Genomic DNA, 17,497 nt, shown 5'->3' on the forward strand with positions numbered 1-17,497 from the left:
GGATACCGTAACCGGTATCCGCCTTTTTCACAGCCACGGTGGGCGGTATCTAGAACTTGACCGTGGCCTGTACCACGACGCCGACAATCCGGCATTTATCATCAAACAGGGTTTTGGGATAAGTCGGGTTGAGGGGTTTGAGGTAACGCTGGCCGCTTTCTTCGATCAACTGCCGAAAGGTGGTGGCCTCGGACTCTGGCGTCAGGGCGATGACCATTTTGCCAGGGGTTGCCTCGATATCCGGATCTACCAGGATCATCATGCCTTGCGCGATGCTGACCCCCACCGGTGCGGTCATGGCATCACCCGTTACCTGCAACCAGAACGCAGCGCCTTTGGCGTAGTGATCGCTGACCTCGAATACCGTACCCGGCGGTGCATAGCCGGGCTGTACTTTTTCGTTGACCTGACCGGCCGCTACCCAGTCCCTGACCGGGTAACGAAATGCCGAGGTGATCTCGTAGGTGTATTCGTCGGCACCTGGCGTGTCGCCTGCCTCATTGCGCTCACGAATCACCAGGGCGACTTCAAGGTGCTCAAGCCCAAGGGCATGCAGCACATTGTTCATCGTCGGCAAGTCGGGTTGGCGGCGTTTGTTGAGCCAATGACCGACCCCGCCCTGGGAAGCCCCGACGCGTTCGGCTAGTTTTTCTTGCGTGAGCTTGAGCTCGCGCAATTTTGTTCTGACTAAAGCGATCCATTTATCCATGCGCCAAACAATACGGATTGGAATCGGCGCAACAATACACATATCGTACTATTTATATAATTGTCATGAATACTTTATGTACTAATATAGATCTGCTGATTCGACCATTTCCTGAAACGCAGGTAAATCATGACGCCTCTAACAAAAATTGCACCCGACACCGAGCCCGATCCTGAGCTCGAATCCCTCAAGGACAGCGCTGCCACCCAGCGAGCGCTCGATTATTATTTGAAACCAGCTGTTTCCCAACCCCCTCCCGAGAAGAAAGTGTTCCTGGTGAACAGCGACCTGACCCAGGAAGAAGCCCTGCTGCACGCTTCGGATTATCTGCGCTGCGCGATTGCCAATGCGCAAGGGGGAGCCGAACATCAGTTCGGCCCCCCGCGTGATCTACTGCTCAATCTGCTGTTTCTCATCGAGTCGTCCAAGCAACTGATCGACAGGGCGATTGATATGCAGCCATTGTCGGCCCATTGACCCCAGGAAGGCGCCGGTGCCGCAACGGCCACCCGCGCCTTGGCCATCAGCGGTTCAGACGCTCCTGTGCCAGGCTGTCAGCAATACGCGTGGTGTTTTGATCCTCGGCTTTGGCCCGTAGAAAGATCTGGCGCAAGGTCTGGCCAATGCCTTCAACGTGCTGACGTACTTGCTCGGGCGTGCCGCCGTTGTACTCGTAGGACACGTCAATAATGCCACCCGCATTGATTGCGTAATCAGGCGCATGCAGGCAACCGCGACGCCACAGCTCATCGGCATGGGCCGCCTTGGCCAACTGGTTGTTGGCCGCCCCGGCAATCACCGGCGCACGCAACACCTGCAAGGTTTCATCGTTGATGATGGCACCCATCGCGCAGGGCGAGAACACATCCACATCCAGCCCGTAAATATCCAGCGCGCTCACCGCGTGAGCCCCCAGCTCATCGACGGCACGTCGCACATTGGCCTCCTGGATATCATGAACCCACAGCTCGGCACCCGCCTCGTGCAGCTGCCGGGCCAGGTTGAACCCCACTTGCCCAAGGCCCTGTACCGCCACCCGCAGGCCTGTCAGGTCACTGCGCCCCAAGCGCTGCAAGACCGCTTCACGCAGGCCTATAAACACGCCAAGGGCCGTGGCCGGGGACGGATCGCCACTGCGTGTGCCTCCGCCCAACTGCTCACGGCTGCCCGCCCCCACCACATGGCGGGTGCGCTGACCCATCAGGGCCATCTCGGCCACGCCGGTGCCGGAGTCCGCTGCAGTGATGTAACGCCCGCCCATGCTTTCGACAAACTCGCCCATGGCCCGAAACAGCGCCTCGCTCTTGTCTTTGTGCGGGTCACCAATGATCACTGCCTTGCCACCGCCCAAGGGCAGCCCGGCCAGCGCCGACTTGTAGGTCATGCCACGGGACAGGCGCAGCACATCATTCAGGGCCTGTTGCTCGTCGGCGTAGGGGAACATGCGGCAGCCGCCCAACGCAGGACCCAGGCGGGTGTTGTGTACCGCAATAATCGCCTTCAGGCCCGTGGCCTGGTCATGGCAGAACTGCACCTGTTCATGGTGATCGAATTCGGGGTGAGCAAAAATCGGCATTGCATTCTCTCTCTTGTTTTTAGCCCTGGAGGCGAGTCGGACCGTCAAGTCAGTCGGTGACCCGAAGCCAAAGAGTGAGGGTTTTACCCAGGATTTTTCTTTCTAAATTGCAGGAAATGTTCTGCTAATCTGCATGCATCATTCAAAAACAATAAGAAATCAGATCAATTCATGCAGATAAAATTAAGCGCCATCGACCGCAAGATCCTGCGCTTGTTGCAGCACAATGCCGACCTGTCTGCCGCCGAGGTGGCGGAGCATGTGGAGTTGTCGCAATCGCCCTGCTGGCGGCGGATCCATCGGTTGCAAGAGGAAGGGCTGATCGAGCGCAAGGTAGCCCTGCTCAATCCGAAAAAGCTCGGGCTCAATGTGGTGGTGTTCGTCAATGTGCGCTTGTCGGGCCACGGCCGACGCCATCTGACCGAGTTTGAAGAAGCGATCACCGATTACCCCGAAGTGATCGAGTGTTACACGATGGCAGGGGACATGGACTACCTGCTCAAGGTAGTCACCCATGATATCGACAGCTATGAACGTTTTTTGCGTGATCACTTGCTGCAGAAACCACACGTTCAGGAAGCCCACTCCAATATCGCCATGAGTGAGGTCAAACGCACCACTGAGTTGTTGCTTGATTAGGTCTGCAGGCCGCGGGATAGAGCATTGGGCCGGGGAAGGAAAAATTATTTTGGCAAATGCGCGGGAAATAGCTTGATTTGCAAATGATAATGATTATTATTGCATGCAGCTGGTCGCGAGATCAGTCGATAATTCAGAGGACCTTAGGTCGGTCTTTTGAATTAGCTCCTCATCAGGCTAATCACGGTTATTTGACCCGGCTTCTGGCCGGGTCTTTTTTTTTGCGGCCAGTTTTCTGGCTCTGCGTGCTTCAGGCTAATGAAGTCTGGTGTGCGGCTGTTTCTGCGATGGCCGTCACGATTTGGCCATCATAGCAAATGAACATCGGCCAACGGAAGCCTGAAGTCCTGGACTATGGCCGTAATGGCAATCTAGCACTTGAGAATCACTCGCAAAAACCCTACAATTGCGCCGCGTCAAGGATGACGCCCCCCTTCGCGACTTCCTTCTTCTTATTGCCCAAAATTCCGTATTGGCCTATCGCCATAGCAAGGTACAGTAACGTCCACAATTATCAGATTTCGGGATTTGGACGATGACCGTGGCGCCCTCCTCACTTCATATCAGCAGCGACTTCGACAGCGGCAATATTCAGGTGCTGGACGCCAGCAACCCGCTGCAGGTGAAACTGGCCATCAAGCCGGACACCAAGAGCCCGCACTTTCAGTGGTTTCATTTCAAGGTCGATGGCCTGACACCGGGGCACACTCACCATTTTCAATTGAGCAACGCCAGCCAGTCTTCCTACAACAAAGCGTGGGATGGCTATCAGGCCGTGGCGTCTTATGATCACGAAAACTGGTTCCGGGTCCCTACTGAATTCGACGGTACCTCGCTCAACGTCCATCTCGAAGCGCAACAGCCGCAGGTCTGGTTTGCCTACTTCGAACCCTACAGCCGCGAACGTCACGAGCAGTTGATCAAGAACGCCCTGCAGTGGTCGGGTTGCCAGCTACTGGCAACCGGCAAAAGTGCCGAAGGCCGCGACATTCAGTTGTTGCGCAAAGGCAACGGCGCCAGCCACAAGCGCAAGATCTGGATCATCGCCCAGCAGCACCCCGGCGAGCATATGGCCGAATGGTTTATGGAAGGTCTGCTGGAGCGCCTGGAGCAAGGCAGCGACCCACAATTGCGCAAGCTGCTGGACTACGCCGACCTGTACCTGATCCCCAACATGAACCCCGACGGCGCGTTCCACGGGCACTTGCGCACCAATACCAACGGCCAGGACCTGAACCGCGCCTGGCAGAACACCAGCCCGCAGGTCAGCCCCGAAGTGTTCTTTGCCCTGGAGCAAATGAGCCAGTACGGCGTCGATCTGTTCCTCGACATTCATGGTGACGAAGAAATCCCCTACGTGTTTACCGCAGGCTGCGAGGGCAACCCGGGCTACACCCCGCGCCTGGCGGCGCTTGAGGAGCGCTTTCGCAGCCACCTCAGCGGCCTGACCAAGGATTTCCAGACCACCCACGGCTATACCCGCGACGAGCCCGGGCAAGCCAACATGACCCTGGCCTGCAACAGCGTGGGCCAGCGCTTCGACTGCCTGGCGCTGACCCTGGAAATGCCGTTCAAGGACAACGACGATGCGCCGAACCCGCAGACCGGCTGGGATGGCAAACGCTCCAAGCAACTGGCCAAGGACGTGCTGACCACCCTGTCGGCGATGGTCAGGGAGCTGCGTTAAAAGCTCACGTTCAAGACCACGCTGTCGGTATAACTACCCGCTGGTGGCGTGGTCTGAGTTGTATCAACCCGGGCGTTGTAGTTGAAAATCTGACTGCCCGCCCCCAGCCCGTTGCCCGGGTTGACGTCTGCATCCGTGCTCGCGCGCGGCCCCTGGCCCACACTGCCCCAACGGGTAGTGGTGGCACTTTTGTAGATCTCGTAGGCCAGGTAGTTGGTGCCGGAAATCATCCGCCGCTGCCCGCCCGGCCTCACCGCTTGCAAGCCATCGCCTAACGCGACCGTGTAGGCACTGCCTTTGGTACAGGCCACGCTGATGCTCTGGCTTACGGGGGCGAAACTACTGACCATCGGTGCACTGCCAAAGCTGATCGAGGGCGCACTGATGGTGCAGTCGTTGACCACCGTCATGCTCACCGTCATGGTGCTCACCTTGTCGACACCCGAGTCTGACCCCAGGCAAAGGCCCAACGCCCCCAAACCGGTGCAGTAGTACCAGTCCCAGCGCACGTTCAGGGTTTCGGTATACACCCCCGCCGCAACATTGTTGACCACCGTGGTGAAGTACAACGGGATACTGCTGGGCGCGGCAGTGCCCAGCAACCCGTTGCTGGCGAAATCGAACGCTACACCACGGGTGATGGGATGGGTGGTGTTGTTACTGGCATAAATGCTGTAGGCAATCACATCTCCGGAGGGGCCGAGCATGCCGGTCTGGCTGGAGGTAATGGTGGCCTTGAAGTACGCCGTACCCAGCAGGGCAATGCCGCCGGCGGTGCAGGTCAGCCCGGCACTGGTGGAAGAGGTGCTCTGGGGCGCCGTGCGCACCAGGGTTGAACTGATCGGGCCATAGCTGGCCGGGCTGGCCGCCGCCGCTGCAGTGCACCCGGCCTCCACGTCAGCCGCCGCCAGGCAACACAGAAGTCCTGCTCCGATTGCATATTTCATTGGCACACTACCCCCTCGATCAAGGGCACCTGATCTGTCTCGGCGGGCAATGCAAACTGCGCCCTGCACTGCTTGCCATCGGGCAGGATCACCTGCAGCGAGTTCTGCGCCACCAGGTTTTCCAGGTACACCAGCCCATCCCAGCCCACCACGGCGCGCGAGCCGTTCTGCTCATTCAATACCGCACTGCCCAGGGCCAGGTCTTGTTGGCGGCTGTCCAACAGGTGCACGCTGGCCGCCGCGACCCGGCGCAACTCGAACTCCAGCAAGTAACCGCTGCCCCGACGCACAGCCACGCGCTGTTCGACATTGGGGCTGATGATATTGGCTGACAGGTTCAGCGGATCGATCTCGTATTTACCGCGGTAATAAGCGCTGGTCCAGGGCACCAGCAGGTGACCGTTCTTGTCGGTATTGCCGATCCACTGATTCTCGTAGCGCACGCCGACATCGGGGAAACCGCCGGTGCTGACCACCACAAAAGCATCGTCGATACGGTTGGCAGCGAAAGTCTGCCCGTCCATCCATACCAGCGAGCCACTGGCATCTGCCCAGCGCGTCTGCTGCGCCGAGGTGCCGTACACGCCGGCTTGCAACTGCACCGATTGCAGGCGCCAGGTCAGGTCGGCCTGGCGGTAGTCCGGCGAGTCGCCAGTGGCATAGCCCAGGTTGAAACCCACGCCGCCCTGGCTCGGCACGCCGCGGCTGTAATTGACCCGTTGCTGGCTGGCACCGGTATTGGTGCGCTCGGTGCTGAAACTCAAACTGCCCTTGAGATCGAACGGCATCACAATCTGCGCCTGCATCGCCCAGTTGCTGTCGCCAAACTGACGGTTGGCCGAGACGTAAAAACTGCTGTTGAACCACAGCGGCTTGCTCCAGCTCAGGTTAAGCAAGCGAGTACGCGATGCATCGGCGGCGACCACATCAAAGTAGCCGGCACCCAGGCTGCCAAAACGATCCAGGTTCAGGCTCAGGGTCAATTGCTCGCTGCGCTGGCTGAGGCTGATGGCGTCGCTGCCGATGACCGAAAGATCGGCGTAGTCGGCAAACCGTTGCAAACGCTGATAGGCCAGGCTGAAACGCTGCGCACTGTATTGGTAGCCCGTGCTCAGTTGGCGCCCGTTGCGGCCATCGAACTGACTCTGGCTCACGGCACTGTTGAGCACACCGAAGTTGCCCAGCTTGAGGTTGGCCCCCATGCCGCCCAACGTCAGCGAATCAGACGCTTCAAGGTGGCTCTCAAGGGTCAGGCTGTCAGCCAGGCCATAGCGCAGGCTGCCGGATGTTACCCCCGCGCCGTAGGCGAAGTTACGTACCCCGTATTCGCGCCGCACGCTGCCCGCCGACACTGAAAAATCACTCAACCCCTTTTGCAGCAAGGTACTGGTCACATAAAACGGCACGCTGGTGGACACCTGCCGCCCCAGCGCGTCGGTGGTCACCACCACCGCCTCGCCCGCGCCGTTGATAAAAGGCACGTTGGTCAGGGTATAGGGCCCGGGTTGCAGGTTTTCGCTGGAGGACTTGAAGCCATTGATAAACAGATCCACTGACGACGGCACCGCCGCCTCCCCGGAGAACTGCGGCAGCGGGTAAGTCACAAGATCCGGGCGCACGCCGAAGTCCCGCGACAGCTGCACGCCGCCCATGCGCACGGAAGTGGTCCAGGGCAACGCGCCACTCACCAGATCACCTGCCTCATAGGTGAGCATTCGCTCATCGTCGGAGAAACGCCACAGGGTGTCATACCGGCGGTAACCATTATCCAGCTGGCCCGCGGCGGCGCCAGCGATACTGCGCCGGTATTGCCCGGTATTGGACAGCGTGCCCCAGCTGTCAAACAGCCGCACTTCATTCCAGACGGCCAGGTAAGTGCCCGCGTCGTCGGTTTCGTTCAGGTAGGCATCGTAGTTGAGCAAACCGCCAAAACTGCTCAGCGCCTCGGTGCGCGGGTAGCTGGAGCGCCTGCCGAAATGCTGCTCCGGCAGCCATTCGGGGGGCACGTCCAGCAGCAGGCGCTGGCTCTGGATGTCGTACTCGCTGTGCAACCCCGGCACGCTGTCGAGCCCGACCTCATCCGGGGCGGCAACCGGCAGATGAATGCCCGCGTCCTGCAGATCGGTTGCCGGCAGATAAAGCTGGCCGGCACGTTGTTGCACTTGAACCAGGCGCCCGGTATTCATTTGGTTGATCACCAATTCCAGATACAACGGTGCATCGGCGACAGCCTGCAGGGTGGCAGGCGGCGGCGGAAGCTCTGCCGCTTGTGCAGCTTCCCCACCCAGTACACCGCACAGCCCGATGATGGCCGACACCAGTGCCCTGCTCACGTCCACACCCCGTCCCTCAATAGCTACTGCTCCTTGCAAACGCCGGCACGACGGTGCGCATCAACACCGCCGCGCTTACAGTCAGGGGGACTTGCTACCTGCCGGTGTTAGCGCCCCAAAGGCAAGTCCTGTGCCTTGGGTTGACCATTGACCCGAACCTGCAAGGCATCACCCTGGGCCACAGGCGCTGGCCAGCGCATCGTTGCGCCCGGCAGCACATAGCCCAGCAAGCCGTCGACTACTGTTTTCGACTGGCCGCCCGACTTGAGTACCGCCTCGGTCAAGCGCGCATGCACCGCACCTCGGTTATGAATCTCGATATAGGGCTTGCCATCGACACTCAGGGTGCGACCGCTCAATTGCGGCAGGCCGATACCGGCAGCATCCCGTGGGCGGCTTGCGTCCACCTTGCTCCACAACCCGGCGCCATAGGCAAACAGCGGCACCGAGTAACGCATTTGCAGGCGAATCATCGCCGCCGTTTTAGCGTTATCACCGGCCGCCGGGGGCAGCGGCGCAGGGATTTCGTCGATGATGATGCGGTAGGCGTGCTCCTCACCTGCCGGGAAGGATTTGGTGCGGGTCAAGCGAATCAGCTGCTTTTGCCCCGGCGCGAGTGTGGCCACCGGAGGGCTGCCAACCACATCACGCTGATTTTGATACTGATCGTCAAAACCGTCCTGATTCCAGGCAAATACCCGAATCTGCATGCTGGCAGGCGCATCCCCGCGGTTTTCCAGCCACAGCGCACTGGCTTGCTGGTCAGCTTCCAGTACCGGGTCGATAGGCCATATCAAAATCGAACTGGCCGCCAGCGCCTGCTGAGTCACCCCCAACATCAGCAGGCTGCAGGCCAGGCCCTGAAACGGCCGTGAAAATAAGTGCATACACATACTCCTGATCCCTGGACATCAATAAGACAATTGCACTTGCAACGTATCGCTGTAGGTACCCGCCGGCTGGTTGCCCGGCAGCAGCACATAGCCAAAAATCGGCAGGCTGATCGCGTTGGCATTGGTATAAGGCACGTTGACCGACTGCGCGATGCCAAGGCTCTGGCTGTGGGCAGCATCCTGAAACAACTGGTAGGCGACCCGCGCACTGCCACCGCTGACCTGCAGATGTCGACCGCTGGCGTTATACAGCCCGCCATCGACCTGCATGCTCACACTCACCCCGGGCGTGCACTGCAGCGACACGCCACCGGCAAGTGCCGTACTGACCGGCGCAGTCGACAACGCCGGGTAGGTACCGAACGCCAGGCTGCCGTAAATGCCGCCCGTCGTGGTAACCAGGCAACCCGCCACAATGCTCGCACCGACCTGGAACGTCGCGCTGGTAGCTGCGGACAAAACGCCAGTGCACGAACACAACAGCACCAGCGACGTCGCGTGCAGCCAGGTCACAAGGTTAAAAGGTCAGCGAAACGTTGATGGTGTCACTGTAAGTACCCGCCGGAAGCCCGGCTTTACCCACAGCCTTGCCATAAAGGTTGATGGTTTGTGCCGCGCCCGAACTGGCACCGGGAGAGACCGTGCCATTGATGGCCACAATAGTGTTATGCCCGGAGTCCGAGTAAAGGTCGTAGGGCACATAGTTGCTGTTACCGTCCGACAGGGCACGGGTGCCCCCGGTGGAAAGCCCGTCATGTGAGCCTGCACCGACCGTGATCACCGGCGACGTCCCCGCCGAGCACTGGATCGACAAGGCCCCGCCGGCGTCAGCCATCACTTGTGAATCCGCTTCAGTAAAAAACGTTGTCGTGGAACCAAAACTCAAGTCACCGAAGTCCAGCCCGGTAGCCCCTGTAGCCCCGTTAACCAGGCAACTGGAGGTCAGGGTCAACGTGGCGTTGACAACCCCCGTTACCGTAGTTGCCGCCTGCAACGAGCCGGTCAACATCAAGCCCAACATTGAGAAACCCAGCGTTGATTTAAGTACGCGCATCTTGCACCCCACTCATGTTCACCAATCCAGCGTCACCCGCAAGGTGTCGCGATAGACACCTGCCCGAAGTGCGTTGGAGTTCGACATCACCATGCCATACACCGGGATCGGTACTTGGCCACCACCTGCCACCACAAAATTGTGTTGCTGCCCGATGCTGTAGCTGTTGCTGCCAGCGGCATCCAGATACAGACGATAAGGGATCAACTGCTGACCATTGCTCAACTGGCGAGTCAGGCCATTACCGTGATTGCCACCATCGATGGACACCGAGAACCCCCGAACCGCCGGGTTGCAGGTCACCTTCAGATTGCTATCCCTGCCCTCCAGCATCGCCTCGACCGGGGTATCCCAGGTCGGGCCCCGGGAGCCAAAGTTGAGTGTGCCAAGGTTATCGAGCCGGCTTGCATCCGCCGTCCCACTGCTCACCTGGCACGCGGGCATGAGCACCAGCCGCACCTGAATCTGCCCGCTGACCATCGCCGCCTGGGCATCCGTGAGCAGCAACGCGCAGGCTGCGAATAAAACTGAACGTTGGGCAAGGCCGGTCATCTGCATACTCCTGGCACTACCACGTGAGTGTGACTTTCAACAGATCGGCATACAGCCCGACCGGAGGGATTTGCGCCAATGCCTCGATGCGGCCATAAAGCGGCAGCGCCACCGAACCGGTGTCAGGCACGGTGCCACTGACGGGGACATTGACCGGCAAGGGTATTTGACGGGCCGGGTCGCGGAACAGGCGGTAGGGTATCGGCGGGCTGCCCGGCCCCAGGGCCAGATAGCGGACATCAGCGGTGCCACCGTGCTGGCCGCCGTCGACCTGAATTTGATAAGTGGTGTCGGGGTTGCATTCCAGGCGCGGCAAACGCGCATTGATCAGCGTTGCACCCAAGGGGGCCGAAGGACCGTCGAGCCGCGCAGTACTGCCGAAATCCAGCAGGCCCAGGTAATCAACGCCCGCGTCACGGGTAGTGCCCACCAACTGGCAACCCCGTTCGACGATGACCCGAACCTGAACTTCGTACTGCGCCGACCATGCACAGGTACTGAACAGGGAGCCGATGATGGCTGTTCCCAGACGGTAATCCACAAGCATTCCTTGCATGTTTTTATAGGATGAAGGCTAGCATCGAAAGAAAATTCGTCCATTTTCAAGCGAAATTAAACAAAGATGTACCGTTCATCACTTTTAGCGCTCAACCCTTCGCGCTCAAGTACTCGGCCCCAAGCAGATTAATCGCTATCATGCGCGACACTTTTCGCTCACCCCCACGAGTACCCGACCCTGCTTATGGATACCCTTGCCAAACTTCGCGCCGGCCAACTAACGGGCATCAAACGCCTTGATCTGTCGTGCGGGCTGACCGAGTTCCCGGCCGAGATATTCCAGCTGGCCGATACCCTGGAAATCCTCAACCTGAGTGGCAACGCCTTGAGCGCCCTGCCCGACGACCTGCATCGCCTGACCCGCCTGCGGATCCTGTTTTGCTCGGACAACCAATTCACCGAACTGCCGGCTTGCCTAGGCCAGTGTGCGCAACTGAGCATGATCGGTTTCAAGGCCAACCGCATTGACCATGTGCCAGGCGAAGCACTGCCGCCCTTGCTGCGCTGGCTGATCCTGACCGACAACTGCATCGAACACTTGCCTGAAGAACTGGGCCAGCGCCCGCTACTGCAAAAGCTGATGCTGGCGGGCAACCGCTTGCAGCAACTGCCCGCCAGCCTGGCCAACTGTGAGCGTCTGGAACTGATCCGCCTGGCCGCCAACCACTTCACCGAGTTGCCCGACACCCTGCTGTCATTGCCGGGCCTGAGCTGGCTGGCCTATGCCGGCAACCCGCTGCGTGAAGATGCCAGCGCTCATCGCGAGGCTGACAACACGCCGAATATTGACTGGTCGCAGCTTGAGCTTGAGCAAAAACTGGGCGAAGGCGCCTCGGGGGTCATTTATCAGGCGCAGTGGAGCGCCCCTGGCCAGCCGGTGCAGTCGGTGGCGGTCAAGCTGTACAAGGGCAGCATCACCAGCGACGGCTCGCCGCTCAATGAAATGAACGCCTGCATCGCGGCGGGCCAGCACCCTAACCTGATCAAGGTACTGGGCCGCGTGGTTGGCGCCCCTGACGATCAAGCGGCGCTGGTGATGCAATTGATCGACCCGTCCTTTCTCAACCTGGCGGCCCTGCCCAGCTTTGAGACCTGCAGCCGTGACGTGTATGCCGACAGCACCCGTTTCACCGGCGACAGCGCCTTGCGCATTGCGCGTGGCATCGCCTCGGCGGCCGGCCACCTGCATGCACAGGGCATTTGCCACGGTGACTTGTACGCGCACAATATTTTGTTCAACGCCCGGGGCGACTGCCTGCTGGGGGATTTTGGCGCGGCGTGTTTCCATGTCATCGACGACAGCCCACAGAGCCGGGCGCTGCAGCGCATCGAAGTGCGGGCATTCGGGATTTTGCTGGGGGAATTGCTGGCGCGGATCGACTCGGGCTTGAGTGATCGACAGCGCAGTGAGCTGCTGGGGTTGCAACAGCGCTGTATCCAGCCAGAGGTGCTGGCACGGCCGGGGTTTGCGGAGGTAATACGCTTGCTGAGCTAGGTCTGTAGCAGCTGCCGAGGAACGAAGGCTGCGTCCGGCGACGCAGTCGTCGTAAAATCTGACACTGCGGTGTGCCAATTGACCCCGGCTCTCAGCGTTTACGACGACTGCGTCGCCGGACGCAGCCTCGTTCCTCGGCAGCTGCTACGGGAACCGGGTCGGTGGCTTATGCCAACGCCACAAACATGTCCTGCACGTCGTCCTGCTCTTCCAGCTTGGCCAAAAACTCTTGTACTTCGGCCATTTGCTCGTCAGTCAAACCGCTTACCGGGTTCTTCGGCTGGTAGCCCAGCTTGGCTGAAACCACGGTAAAGCCTTGCTCGGGCAATGCTTTCTGTACAGCGTCGAGGTCAGTCGGCTCGGTGATAAACAAGGTCGTGCCTTCTTCTTCACCCTCTTCGAAATCCTGGGCACCGGCTTCAATCGCAGCCATCTCAGGATCGGCGTCCGGGGTGTCCGGCTTGGCCTCGATCATGCCGACGTGGTTGAAGTCCCAGGCCACCGAACCCGAAGCACCCAGCTGGCCCTTGCGGAAGGCCACGCGGATTTCAGCCACGGTACGGTTGATGTTGTCGGTCAGGCACTCGATGATCAGCGGCACCTGATGCGGGGCGAAGCCCTCGTAGGTCACGCGGTGGTATTGCACGGCCTCGGTACCGATACCGGCACCCTTGTTGATTGCACGCTTGATGGTGTCAGCCGGCATCGAGGCTTTTTTCGCCTGCTCATAAACCAGGCGCAAGTGCGAGTTCATGTCAGGATCGGCGCCGTTGCGCGCAGCAACCGTCAATTCCTTGGCCAACTTGCCAAAAATCTTGCCGCGGCTGTTGGCGGCGTCCGCTTTATGTTTAACCTTCCACTGTGCGCCCATTACTTACTCTCTCAATCTGGTGTGTCGCAGCCTGTCGGCCGTCGAATGGGCGCAAGTTTAACCGGCCAGAAGTCGGCAATCGACCAAAAAATCCAATCAATCCCTGCTTAGCCCTTGTCAGCCTTGCCCGCCGCTGCGGCAAACCTGGCCAGGCGCACGTCCAGATGCCGGGGCCGACGGCCATGATCCTCGGCCCGCTCCTTGCGCCTGATGGCATTGCGCACCATCAGCGAACCCAGGTAGCGAATCGGCTCTGGCGGAAAATACCCCAGCGGTCCGTTGACCAGCGGCGAACGTGTCCAGTCATTGGCCTGCCCCTGCACCAGCGAAGCAAGGATCTGACCGCCCATATGGCAAGGCCCTACGCCACTGCCCGAGTAGCCAAAGCCATAAAACACATTACCGTGGCTGCTCATCTGACCGAAAAAAGGCAAACCCGTGACAGACCGATCTGAAGGCCCGTTCCAGGTCGCCTCCACCCCTACCCCGGCAAACGCCGGAAAAAACTCCTCCAGGCTTTTGCCCAGCAACCCGGCGTAGGGCGACGGCTGATCGAACGCCGGCAACATGCGGCCTCCGTAGGCAAAGGTATTGCCGCCCTTGCCCAGCATGATTCGCCCGTCCGGGGTGTTGTGGTAGTAATGCACGAAAATTCTCGAATCGAGCACCGTGACGCCGCTGGTCAGGCCGATTTCCTGCAACAGGTCGGGGCGCGGTTCGGTGATCAGCATGTCGCTGGAAACAATCGCCACACTGCGCTCAAACTGCGGGAAGGCCCGGGCCATCCAGGCATTCATGGCCAGCACCACACGATCAGCACGAATGCTCCCGGCCGGGGTGCGGATCAGCGCTGGCGCCCCCTCTTCCAGCCCGGTCATTGGCGTGTTTTCGTGGATTTTAACCCCTAACTGCAAGGCCACCCGCCGCAGGCCACGCACCAGCTTGCCCGGCTGCACACTGGCAGCCGCCGGCGAAAACCAGCCCTCCAGATGCCGGGCCGAACCGGCCCGGCGCTGCACGTCATCGACCGCCAGCTTGCTGAAGGAGTTAATGGACTGGTGCTCCAACGCAGCAATCACGCTGTCGGTCGAACCGACCTGGGCTTGATTGGTCGCGGTGTACAACGTGCCATCGAGGCGGTAGTCGGCCTCCACCCCATACTGTTTACAGAACGCACCAATCGCATAAATGCTCTGCTCCGAGGCCTTGACCAGCCGCACGGCCTCCTCCACCCCGAACAGGCGTTCAAGGGTGAAATACTTGGCCGACCATGACAGCGCACAGCCGCCGTTGCGCCCGCTGGCACCTGCGCCACAAATGTCGGCTTCAATCAGCACCACATCCCGTTCAGGGCTTTGCTCCTTGAGCATGATTGCGGTCCATAACCCGGTATAACCGCCCCCCACAATGCACACCTGGGCACGCGTCTCACCCGCCAGCGCCTCGCAGGGCGCTTCATTTTCCAGGGCCAGTGCCTGTTCCAGCCAAAAAGGTCGCATGGGTCATTCTCCTGCTCAGGTGCGTAAAGGCTTGATCAGCAATGGATGGTTGGGCACAAACGGGCACGCAGCTTTAAGCCCCTCAGGCCGGCTGTTCCAGTGCGGTATGAGCACCAGCGAGGAAAACAGCGCGCAGCAGGCAAACACGATAAACACCGTGACCGTGTCGAAATAACCGGGCAGCAGGCCACCCAGAATCGCCCCGACCGAACCGCAGCCATTCACAAACCCTGCTGCGGTGGCACCGGCTTTGGCGGTGCCGAAATCAATGGCGGCAGCGCCGCTGATCATCGAATCCGGCCCGTACAGGGTCAAGCCCATGACAAACAACAAGGCCACCACCAGTGCCACGCTGCCGGTGTGCAAGGCGCCCATAAAGAATGCAAGGGAAACGGTCAGCGCCAGCAGACTCAAAATGCAGGCTGGCATACGCCGGGCACCGAAAAGTTTGTCGGACGCCAGACCGATCATGATCGGCCCCAGCAAGCCCGCCAGCTCAAACGCCGTAGGAATAATCGCAGCGCCGACCTTGCCCACTTGCGGCATTTGCTCGAACACGATCACCGGCCCCCACAACAGAATCGCGTAGCGCGCCGGCTTGAGCATGAAATACGCCAGCCCCAGGGTCAGCACCGTGCGATTGCGCATGATCTCGCGCAGCGGCGCCCAGATGCTGATGCGTTTTTCGGCGGCGATCTCGTCAGCGCTCATGTCGGGCTCTGGCTCGACGGCGGGCAGGCCGACATCTTGCGGCGTATTGCGCTGGAAGATAAAGAACAGCACCGCCACCAGCGCCACCACCGCCGCACTGGAAATAAACGCCGCATGCCAACTGCCGATCAGCGTATACGCCCACCACCCGGCAAAGGGCGAAGCAACCAGCCCGCCAAAGGCATAGCACGAACTCCACAGCCCCAGCACCCGACCACGTTGCTGCGCGGGGAAAAAGCTGCCGATGTTTTTGCACAGCCCCGACCAGCCGGTGGATTGCGCCAGGCCCTGGATCAGCATGCAGGTGGCAAAGATCGGCAACGTGGCGTAGGTACCCATGACCAGAGCAGCCAGCGCCGAAATGATCAGGCCACCCAGCACCACAACCCGCGGGCCAAAGCGATCGGCGAGGATGCCCCAGGTAAATTGCCCTACGGCATAAGCGGCAAGGTAGATAGCGTCGAGGTTAGCCATCGCCATCTTGTCGAGATGAAAGTTGGGGTCTTCACCGATGCCTAGCTTGGCAACGGAGAATGCCTTGCGAGTGAAGTAAAAGGCCGCGTAGGCCAACCAGGTGATGGCAAAAATCTGCACGCGCCAACGCTTGATGGTGGCATAGGAGTTGTTCATATGGGGTCTGACCTCAGAGGTGGAATGTGCCGGCAGAATCAGAAAAGAACGCCTGTTTTTTTATTGTGTTGAGCACTTCAATACCGCCCTTCAGACAAGGACCGTATTTGCCAGACACACTGTGAGCTGCCCGTTTTTATTCGAGTTCGCAGTTGCACACAGCTGTGTCGCGACCCGCCGCTATCGAGGACATAACGGCGGGCTGAGGTCGATCAAAGCAATTACTGACTAATAGGTAAAATCGATTTATCGTATTTCAATCATAAGCTCAGCTTGTAAGAGGCAATCCGATGTCGGTTTCTCATGCGCAGTTGAAGGCTTTTCACGCCGTTGCCGTTCATGGCAGTTTCACCCGCGCGGCCGAACGTTTGTTTTTAAGCCAGCCGGCCATCTCCGATCAGGTCAGAAAACTTGAGGAACGCTTCGGGGTGCTGCTGTTCCATCGCAACAAACGCTCGGTACGCCTGACCGACCTGGGCGAGCGCCTGCTGAGCATCACCCAGCGCCTGTTCGGGGTGCAGGCCGAGGCTCAGGAATTACTGCAGGACTCCCAGGCCCTGCAAACCGGCAGCCTGATCCTGGCGGTGGATGCCCCGGTGCATGTGTTGCCGCAAATTGCCCGTTTTTGCCAGCGCTACCCCGGGATCACGGTAAAAATCGAAACCGGCAACACCGACGAATGCCTGGCGCGGCTGTTCAACTACCAGGCTGACCTGGCCCTGCTGGGGCGTGACGTGAATGATGAACGCCTGCTCAGCGTGCCCTTGCGCAGCGACCCGATGGTGGCCTTTGTGGCCCGAACGCATCCGTGGGCCAGCCGCAATGCCATTTGCCTGGCCGATCTGGATGACACGCCCTTGGTACTGCGCGAAGTGGGCTCCGTGACCCGGCAAACCCTGGAAGAAGAAATGAGCCAGGCGGGCCTGCGCATCCGCGCCGCAATCCAGGTGGAAGGCCGCGAAGCGGCGCGTGAGGCGGTGGTGGTGGGGATTGGTGTGGGTGTGGTGTCGGCGGCGGAATTCGGCTCGGACTCGCGGGTCTGCGCCCTGCCCATCACCGACTGCACAAGGCGCCTGACCGAAACCCTGGTGTGCCTGCAAGAGCAGGGTTCACGGCGGGTGGTGGCGACATTTCTGGAGATTGTGCGCGCGGATTTGTAACACACCATCCGTAGCAGCTGCCGTAGGAACGAGGCTGCGTCCGGCGTGATGCGGCACCCCGACGCAGCCGTCGTAAACCCTGAGAGCCGGTTTTAACTGGCACACCGCAGTGTCTGATTTCGCGACGGCTGCGCCGCCGGACGCAGCCTCGTTCCTTCGGCAGCTGCTACGGACTTTCTCAGT

The 17,497-nt window shown here is 60.0% G+C and carries 17 protein-coding genes; 5 read left to right on the plus strand and 12 right to left on the minus strand.

The genetic code is table 11. The features are described 5' to 3' along the window. Positions 1–49: 49 nt before the first annotated feature. Positions 50–709: a LexA family transcriptional regulator gene (locus BFC21_RS10110; RefSeq protein WP_095004448.1), complete on the minus strand. Its 660-nt coding sequence runs from the start codon at positions 707–709 to the stop codon at positions 50–52. A gap of 129 nt (positions 710–838) precedes the next feature. On the opposite strand from BFC21_RS10110, the gene BFC21_RS10115 reads away from it, so the two are divergent. Then, a complete protein-coding gene (locus BFC21_RS10115; protein WP_088377833.1) occupies positions 839–1,186 on the plus strand; it encodes a DUF6124 family protein in 348 nt (115 codons plus the stop codon). A gap of 46 nt (positions 1,187–1,232) precedes the next feature. Here BFC21_RS10115 and BFC21_RS10120 read toward each other — a convergent pair whose 3' ends face one another. Then, positions 1,233–2,285 carry a Glu/Leu/Phe/Val dehydrogenase dimerization domain-containing protein gene (locus BFC21_RS10120; RefSeq protein WP_088377834.1) on the minus strand — a complete coding sequence of 351 codons (1,053 nt, stop codon included), beginning with the start codon at positions 2,283–2,285 and terminating at the stop codon, positions 1,233–1,235. A gap of 171 nt (positions 2,286–2,456) precedes the next feature. Between BFC21_RS10120 and BFC21_RS10125 the strand changes: the two genes are divergently transcribed. Next, positions 2,457–2,924, plus strand: coding sequence for an Lrp/AsnC family transcriptional regulator (locus tag BFC21_RS10125; RefSeq protein WP_016782348.1), 468 nt, complete (start codon positions 2,457–2,459; stop codon positions 2,922–2,924). A gap of 535 nt (positions 2,925–3,459) precedes the next feature. After that, on the plus strand, positions 3,460–4,611 hold the full coding sequence (locus tag BFC21_RS10130) for a M14-type cytosolic carboxypeptidase (protein ID WP_088377835.1): 1,152 nt from the start codon (positions 3,460–3,462) through the stop codon (positions 4,609–4,611). On the opposite strand, the gene BFC21_RS10135 is transcribed toward BFC21_RS10130, so the two are convergent. From BFC21_RS10135 to BFC21_RS10165, 7 genes are all read right to left on the minus strand, one after another. Continuing rightward, complete coding sequence (locus BFC21_RS10135) at positions 4,608–5,558, minus strand: spore coat U domain-containing protein (RefSeq protein ID WP_120266027.1); 951 nt, start codon at positions 5,556–5,558, stop codon at positions 4,608–4,610. The genes BFC21_RS10130 and BFC21_RS10135 overlap by 4 nt on opposite strands. Then, positions 5,555–7,876 carry a fimbria/pilus outer membrane usher protein gene (locus BFC21_RS10140; protein ID WP_256557658.1) on the minus strand — a complete coding sequence of 774 codons (2,322 nt, stop codon included), beginning with the start codon at positions 7,874–7,876 and terminating at the stop codon, positions 5,555–5,557. The genes BFC21_RS10135 and BFC21_RS10140 overlap by 4 nt, the downstream gene beginning before the upstream one ends. A 122-nt stretch (positions 7,877–7,998) precedes the next feature. Continuing rightward, complete coding sequence (locus BFC21_RS10145; protein ID WP_095004454.1) at positions 7,999–8,778, minus strand: molecular chaperone; 780 nt, start codon at positions 8,776–8,778, stop codon at positions 7,999–8,001. Between the two features lie 24 nt (positions 8,779–8,802). Further along, complete coding sequence (locus BFC21_RS10150; protein ID WP_371914954.1) at positions 8,803–9,243, minus strand: spore coat U domain-containing protein; 441 nt, start codon at positions 9,241–9,243, stop codon at positions 8,803–8,805. Between the two features lie 58 nt (positions 9,244–9,301). After that, entirely contained in the window at positions 9,302–9,838 is a 537-nt protein-coding gene (locus BFC21_RS10155; protein WP_095004456.1) for a spore coat U domain-containing protein, read from the minus strand. A gap of 18 nt (positions 9,839–9,856) precedes the next feature. After that, on the minus strand, positions 9,857–10,390 hold the full coding sequence (locus tag BFC21_RS10160; protein WP_095004457.1) for a spore coat U domain-containing protein: 534 nt from the start codon (positions 10,388–10,390) through the stop codon (positions 9,857–9,859). 16 nt (positions 10,391–10,406) lie between these two features. Then, positions 10,407–10,937, minus strand: a complete 531-nt coding sequence (locus BFC21_RS10165) for a spore coat U domain-containing protein (protein ID WP_095004458.1) — start codon at positions 10,935–10,937, stop codon at positions 10,407–10,409. A gap of 195 nt (positions 10,938–11,132) precedes the next feature. On the opposite strand from BFC21_RS10165, the gene BFC21_RS10170 reads away from it, so the two are divergent. Then, entirely contained in the window at positions 11,133–12,443 is a 1,311-nt protein-coding gene (locus tag BFC21_RS10170; protein ID WP_120266030.1) for a protein kinase, read from the plus strand. Positions 12,444–12,609: 166 nt separating this feature from the next. Here BFC21_RS10170 and BFC21_RS10175 read toward each other — a convergent pair whose 3' ends face one another. From BFC21_RS10175 to BFC21_RS10185, 3 genes are all read right to left on the minus strand, one after another. Next, positions 12,610–13,314 carry a YebC/PmpR family DNA-binding transcriptional regulator gene (locus BFC21_RS10175; RefSeq protein WP_016782338.1) on the minus strand — a complete coding sequence of 235 codons (705 nt, stop codon included), beginning with the start codon at positions 13,312–13,314 and terminating at the stop codon, positions 12,610–12,612. A 107-nt stretch (positions 13,315–13,421) separates the two neighbouring features. Further along, positions 13,422–14,813, minus strand: coding sequence for an FAD-dependent oxidoreductase (locus tag BFC21_RS10180; protein ID WP_120266031.1), 1,392 nt, complete (start codon positions 14,811–14,813; stop codon positions 13,422–13,424). A gap of 15 nt (positions 14,814–14,828) precedes the next feature. Beyond that, positions 14,829–16,154: an MFS transporter gene (locus BFC21_RS10185; protein ID WP_088377838.1), complete on the minus strand. Its 1,326-nt coding sequence runs from the start codon at positions 16,152–16,154 to the stop codon at positions 14,829–14,831. Between the two features lie 290 nt (positions 16,155–16,444). Between BFC21_RS10185 and BFC21_RS10190 the strand changes: the two genes are divergently transcribed. Next, complete coding sequence (locus BFC21_RS10190) at positions 16,445–17,314, plus strand: LysR substrate-binding domain-containing protein (RefSeq protein WP_088377839.1); 870 nt, start codon at positions 16,445–16,447, stop codon at positions 17,312–17,314. Positions 17,315–17,497: the final 183 nt, after the last annotated feature.

This window comes from Pseudomonas sp. TMW 2.1634, from assembly GCF_001703595.1.
GTDB lineage: Bacteria > Pseudomonadota > Gammaproteobacteria > Pseudomonadales > Pseudomonadaceae > Aquipseudomonas > Aquipseudomonas fragi.

Excerpts from the sequence above, each read along its gene's own strand:
- BFC21_RS10110 (WP_095004448.1), bottom strand. The coding sequence starts at position 709 with ATGGATAAATGGATCGCTTTAGTCAGAACAAAATTGCGCGAGCTCAAG.
- BFC21_RS10115 (WP_088377833.1), top strand. The coding sequence starts at position 839 with ATGACGCCTCTAACAAAAATTGCACCCGACACCGAGCCCGATCCTGAG.
- BFC21_RS10120 (WP_088377834.1), bottom strand. The coding sequence starts at position 2,285 with ATGCCGATTTTTGCTCACCCCGAATTCGATCACCATGAACAGGTGCAG.
- BFC21_RS10125 (WP_016782348.1), top strand. The coding sequence starts at position 2,457 with ATGCAGATAAAATTAAGCGCCATCGACCGCAAGATCCTGCGCTTGTTG.
- BFC21_RS10130 (WP_088377835.1), top strand. The coding sequence starts at position 3,460 with ATGACCGTGGCGCCCTCCTCACTTCATATCAGCAGCGACTTCGACAGC.
- BFC21_RS10135 (WP_120266027.1), bottom strand. The coding sequence starts at position 5,558 with ATGAAATATGCAATCGGAGCAGGACTTCTGTGTTGCCTGGCGGCGGCT.
- BFC21_RS10145 (WP_095004454.1), bottom strand. The coding sequence starts at position 8,778 with ATGCACTTATTTTCACGGCCGTTTCAGGGCCTGGCCTGCAGCCTGCTG.
- BFC21_RS10155 (WP_095004456.1), bottom strand. The coding sequence starts at position 9,838 with ATGCGCGTACTTAAATCAACGCTGGGTTTCTCAATGTTGGGCTTGATG.
- BFC21_RS10160 (WP_095004457.1), bottom strand. The coding sequence starts at position 10,390 with ATGACCGGCCTTGCCCAACGTTCAGTTTTATTCGCAGCCTGCGCGTTG.
- BFC21_RS10165 (WP_095004458.1), bottom strand. The coding sequence starts at position 10,937 with ATGCTTGTGGATTACCGTCTGGGAACAGCCATCATCGGCTCCCTGTTC.
- BFC21_RS10170 (WP_120266030.1), top strand. The coding sequence starts at position 11,133 with ATGGATACCCTTGCCAAACTTCGCGCCGGCCAACTAACGGGCATCAAA.
- BFC21_RS10175 (WP_016782338.1), bottom strand. The coding sequence starts at position 13,314 with ATGGGCGCACAGTGGAAGGTTAAACATAAAGCGGACGCCGCCAACAGC.
- BFC21_RS10180 (WP_120266031.1), bottom strand. The coding sequence starts at position 14,813 with ATGCGACCTTTTTGGCTGGAACAGGCACTGGCCCTGGAAAATGAAGCG.
- BFC21_RS10185 (WP_088377838.1), bottom strand. The coding sequence starts at position 16,154 with ATGAACAACTCCTATGCCACCATCAAGCGTTGGCGCGTGCAGATTTTT.
- BFC21_RS10190 (WP_088377839.1), top strand. The coding sequence starts at position 16,445 with ATGTCGGTTTCTCATGCGCAGTTGAAGGCTTTTCACGCCGTTGCCGTT.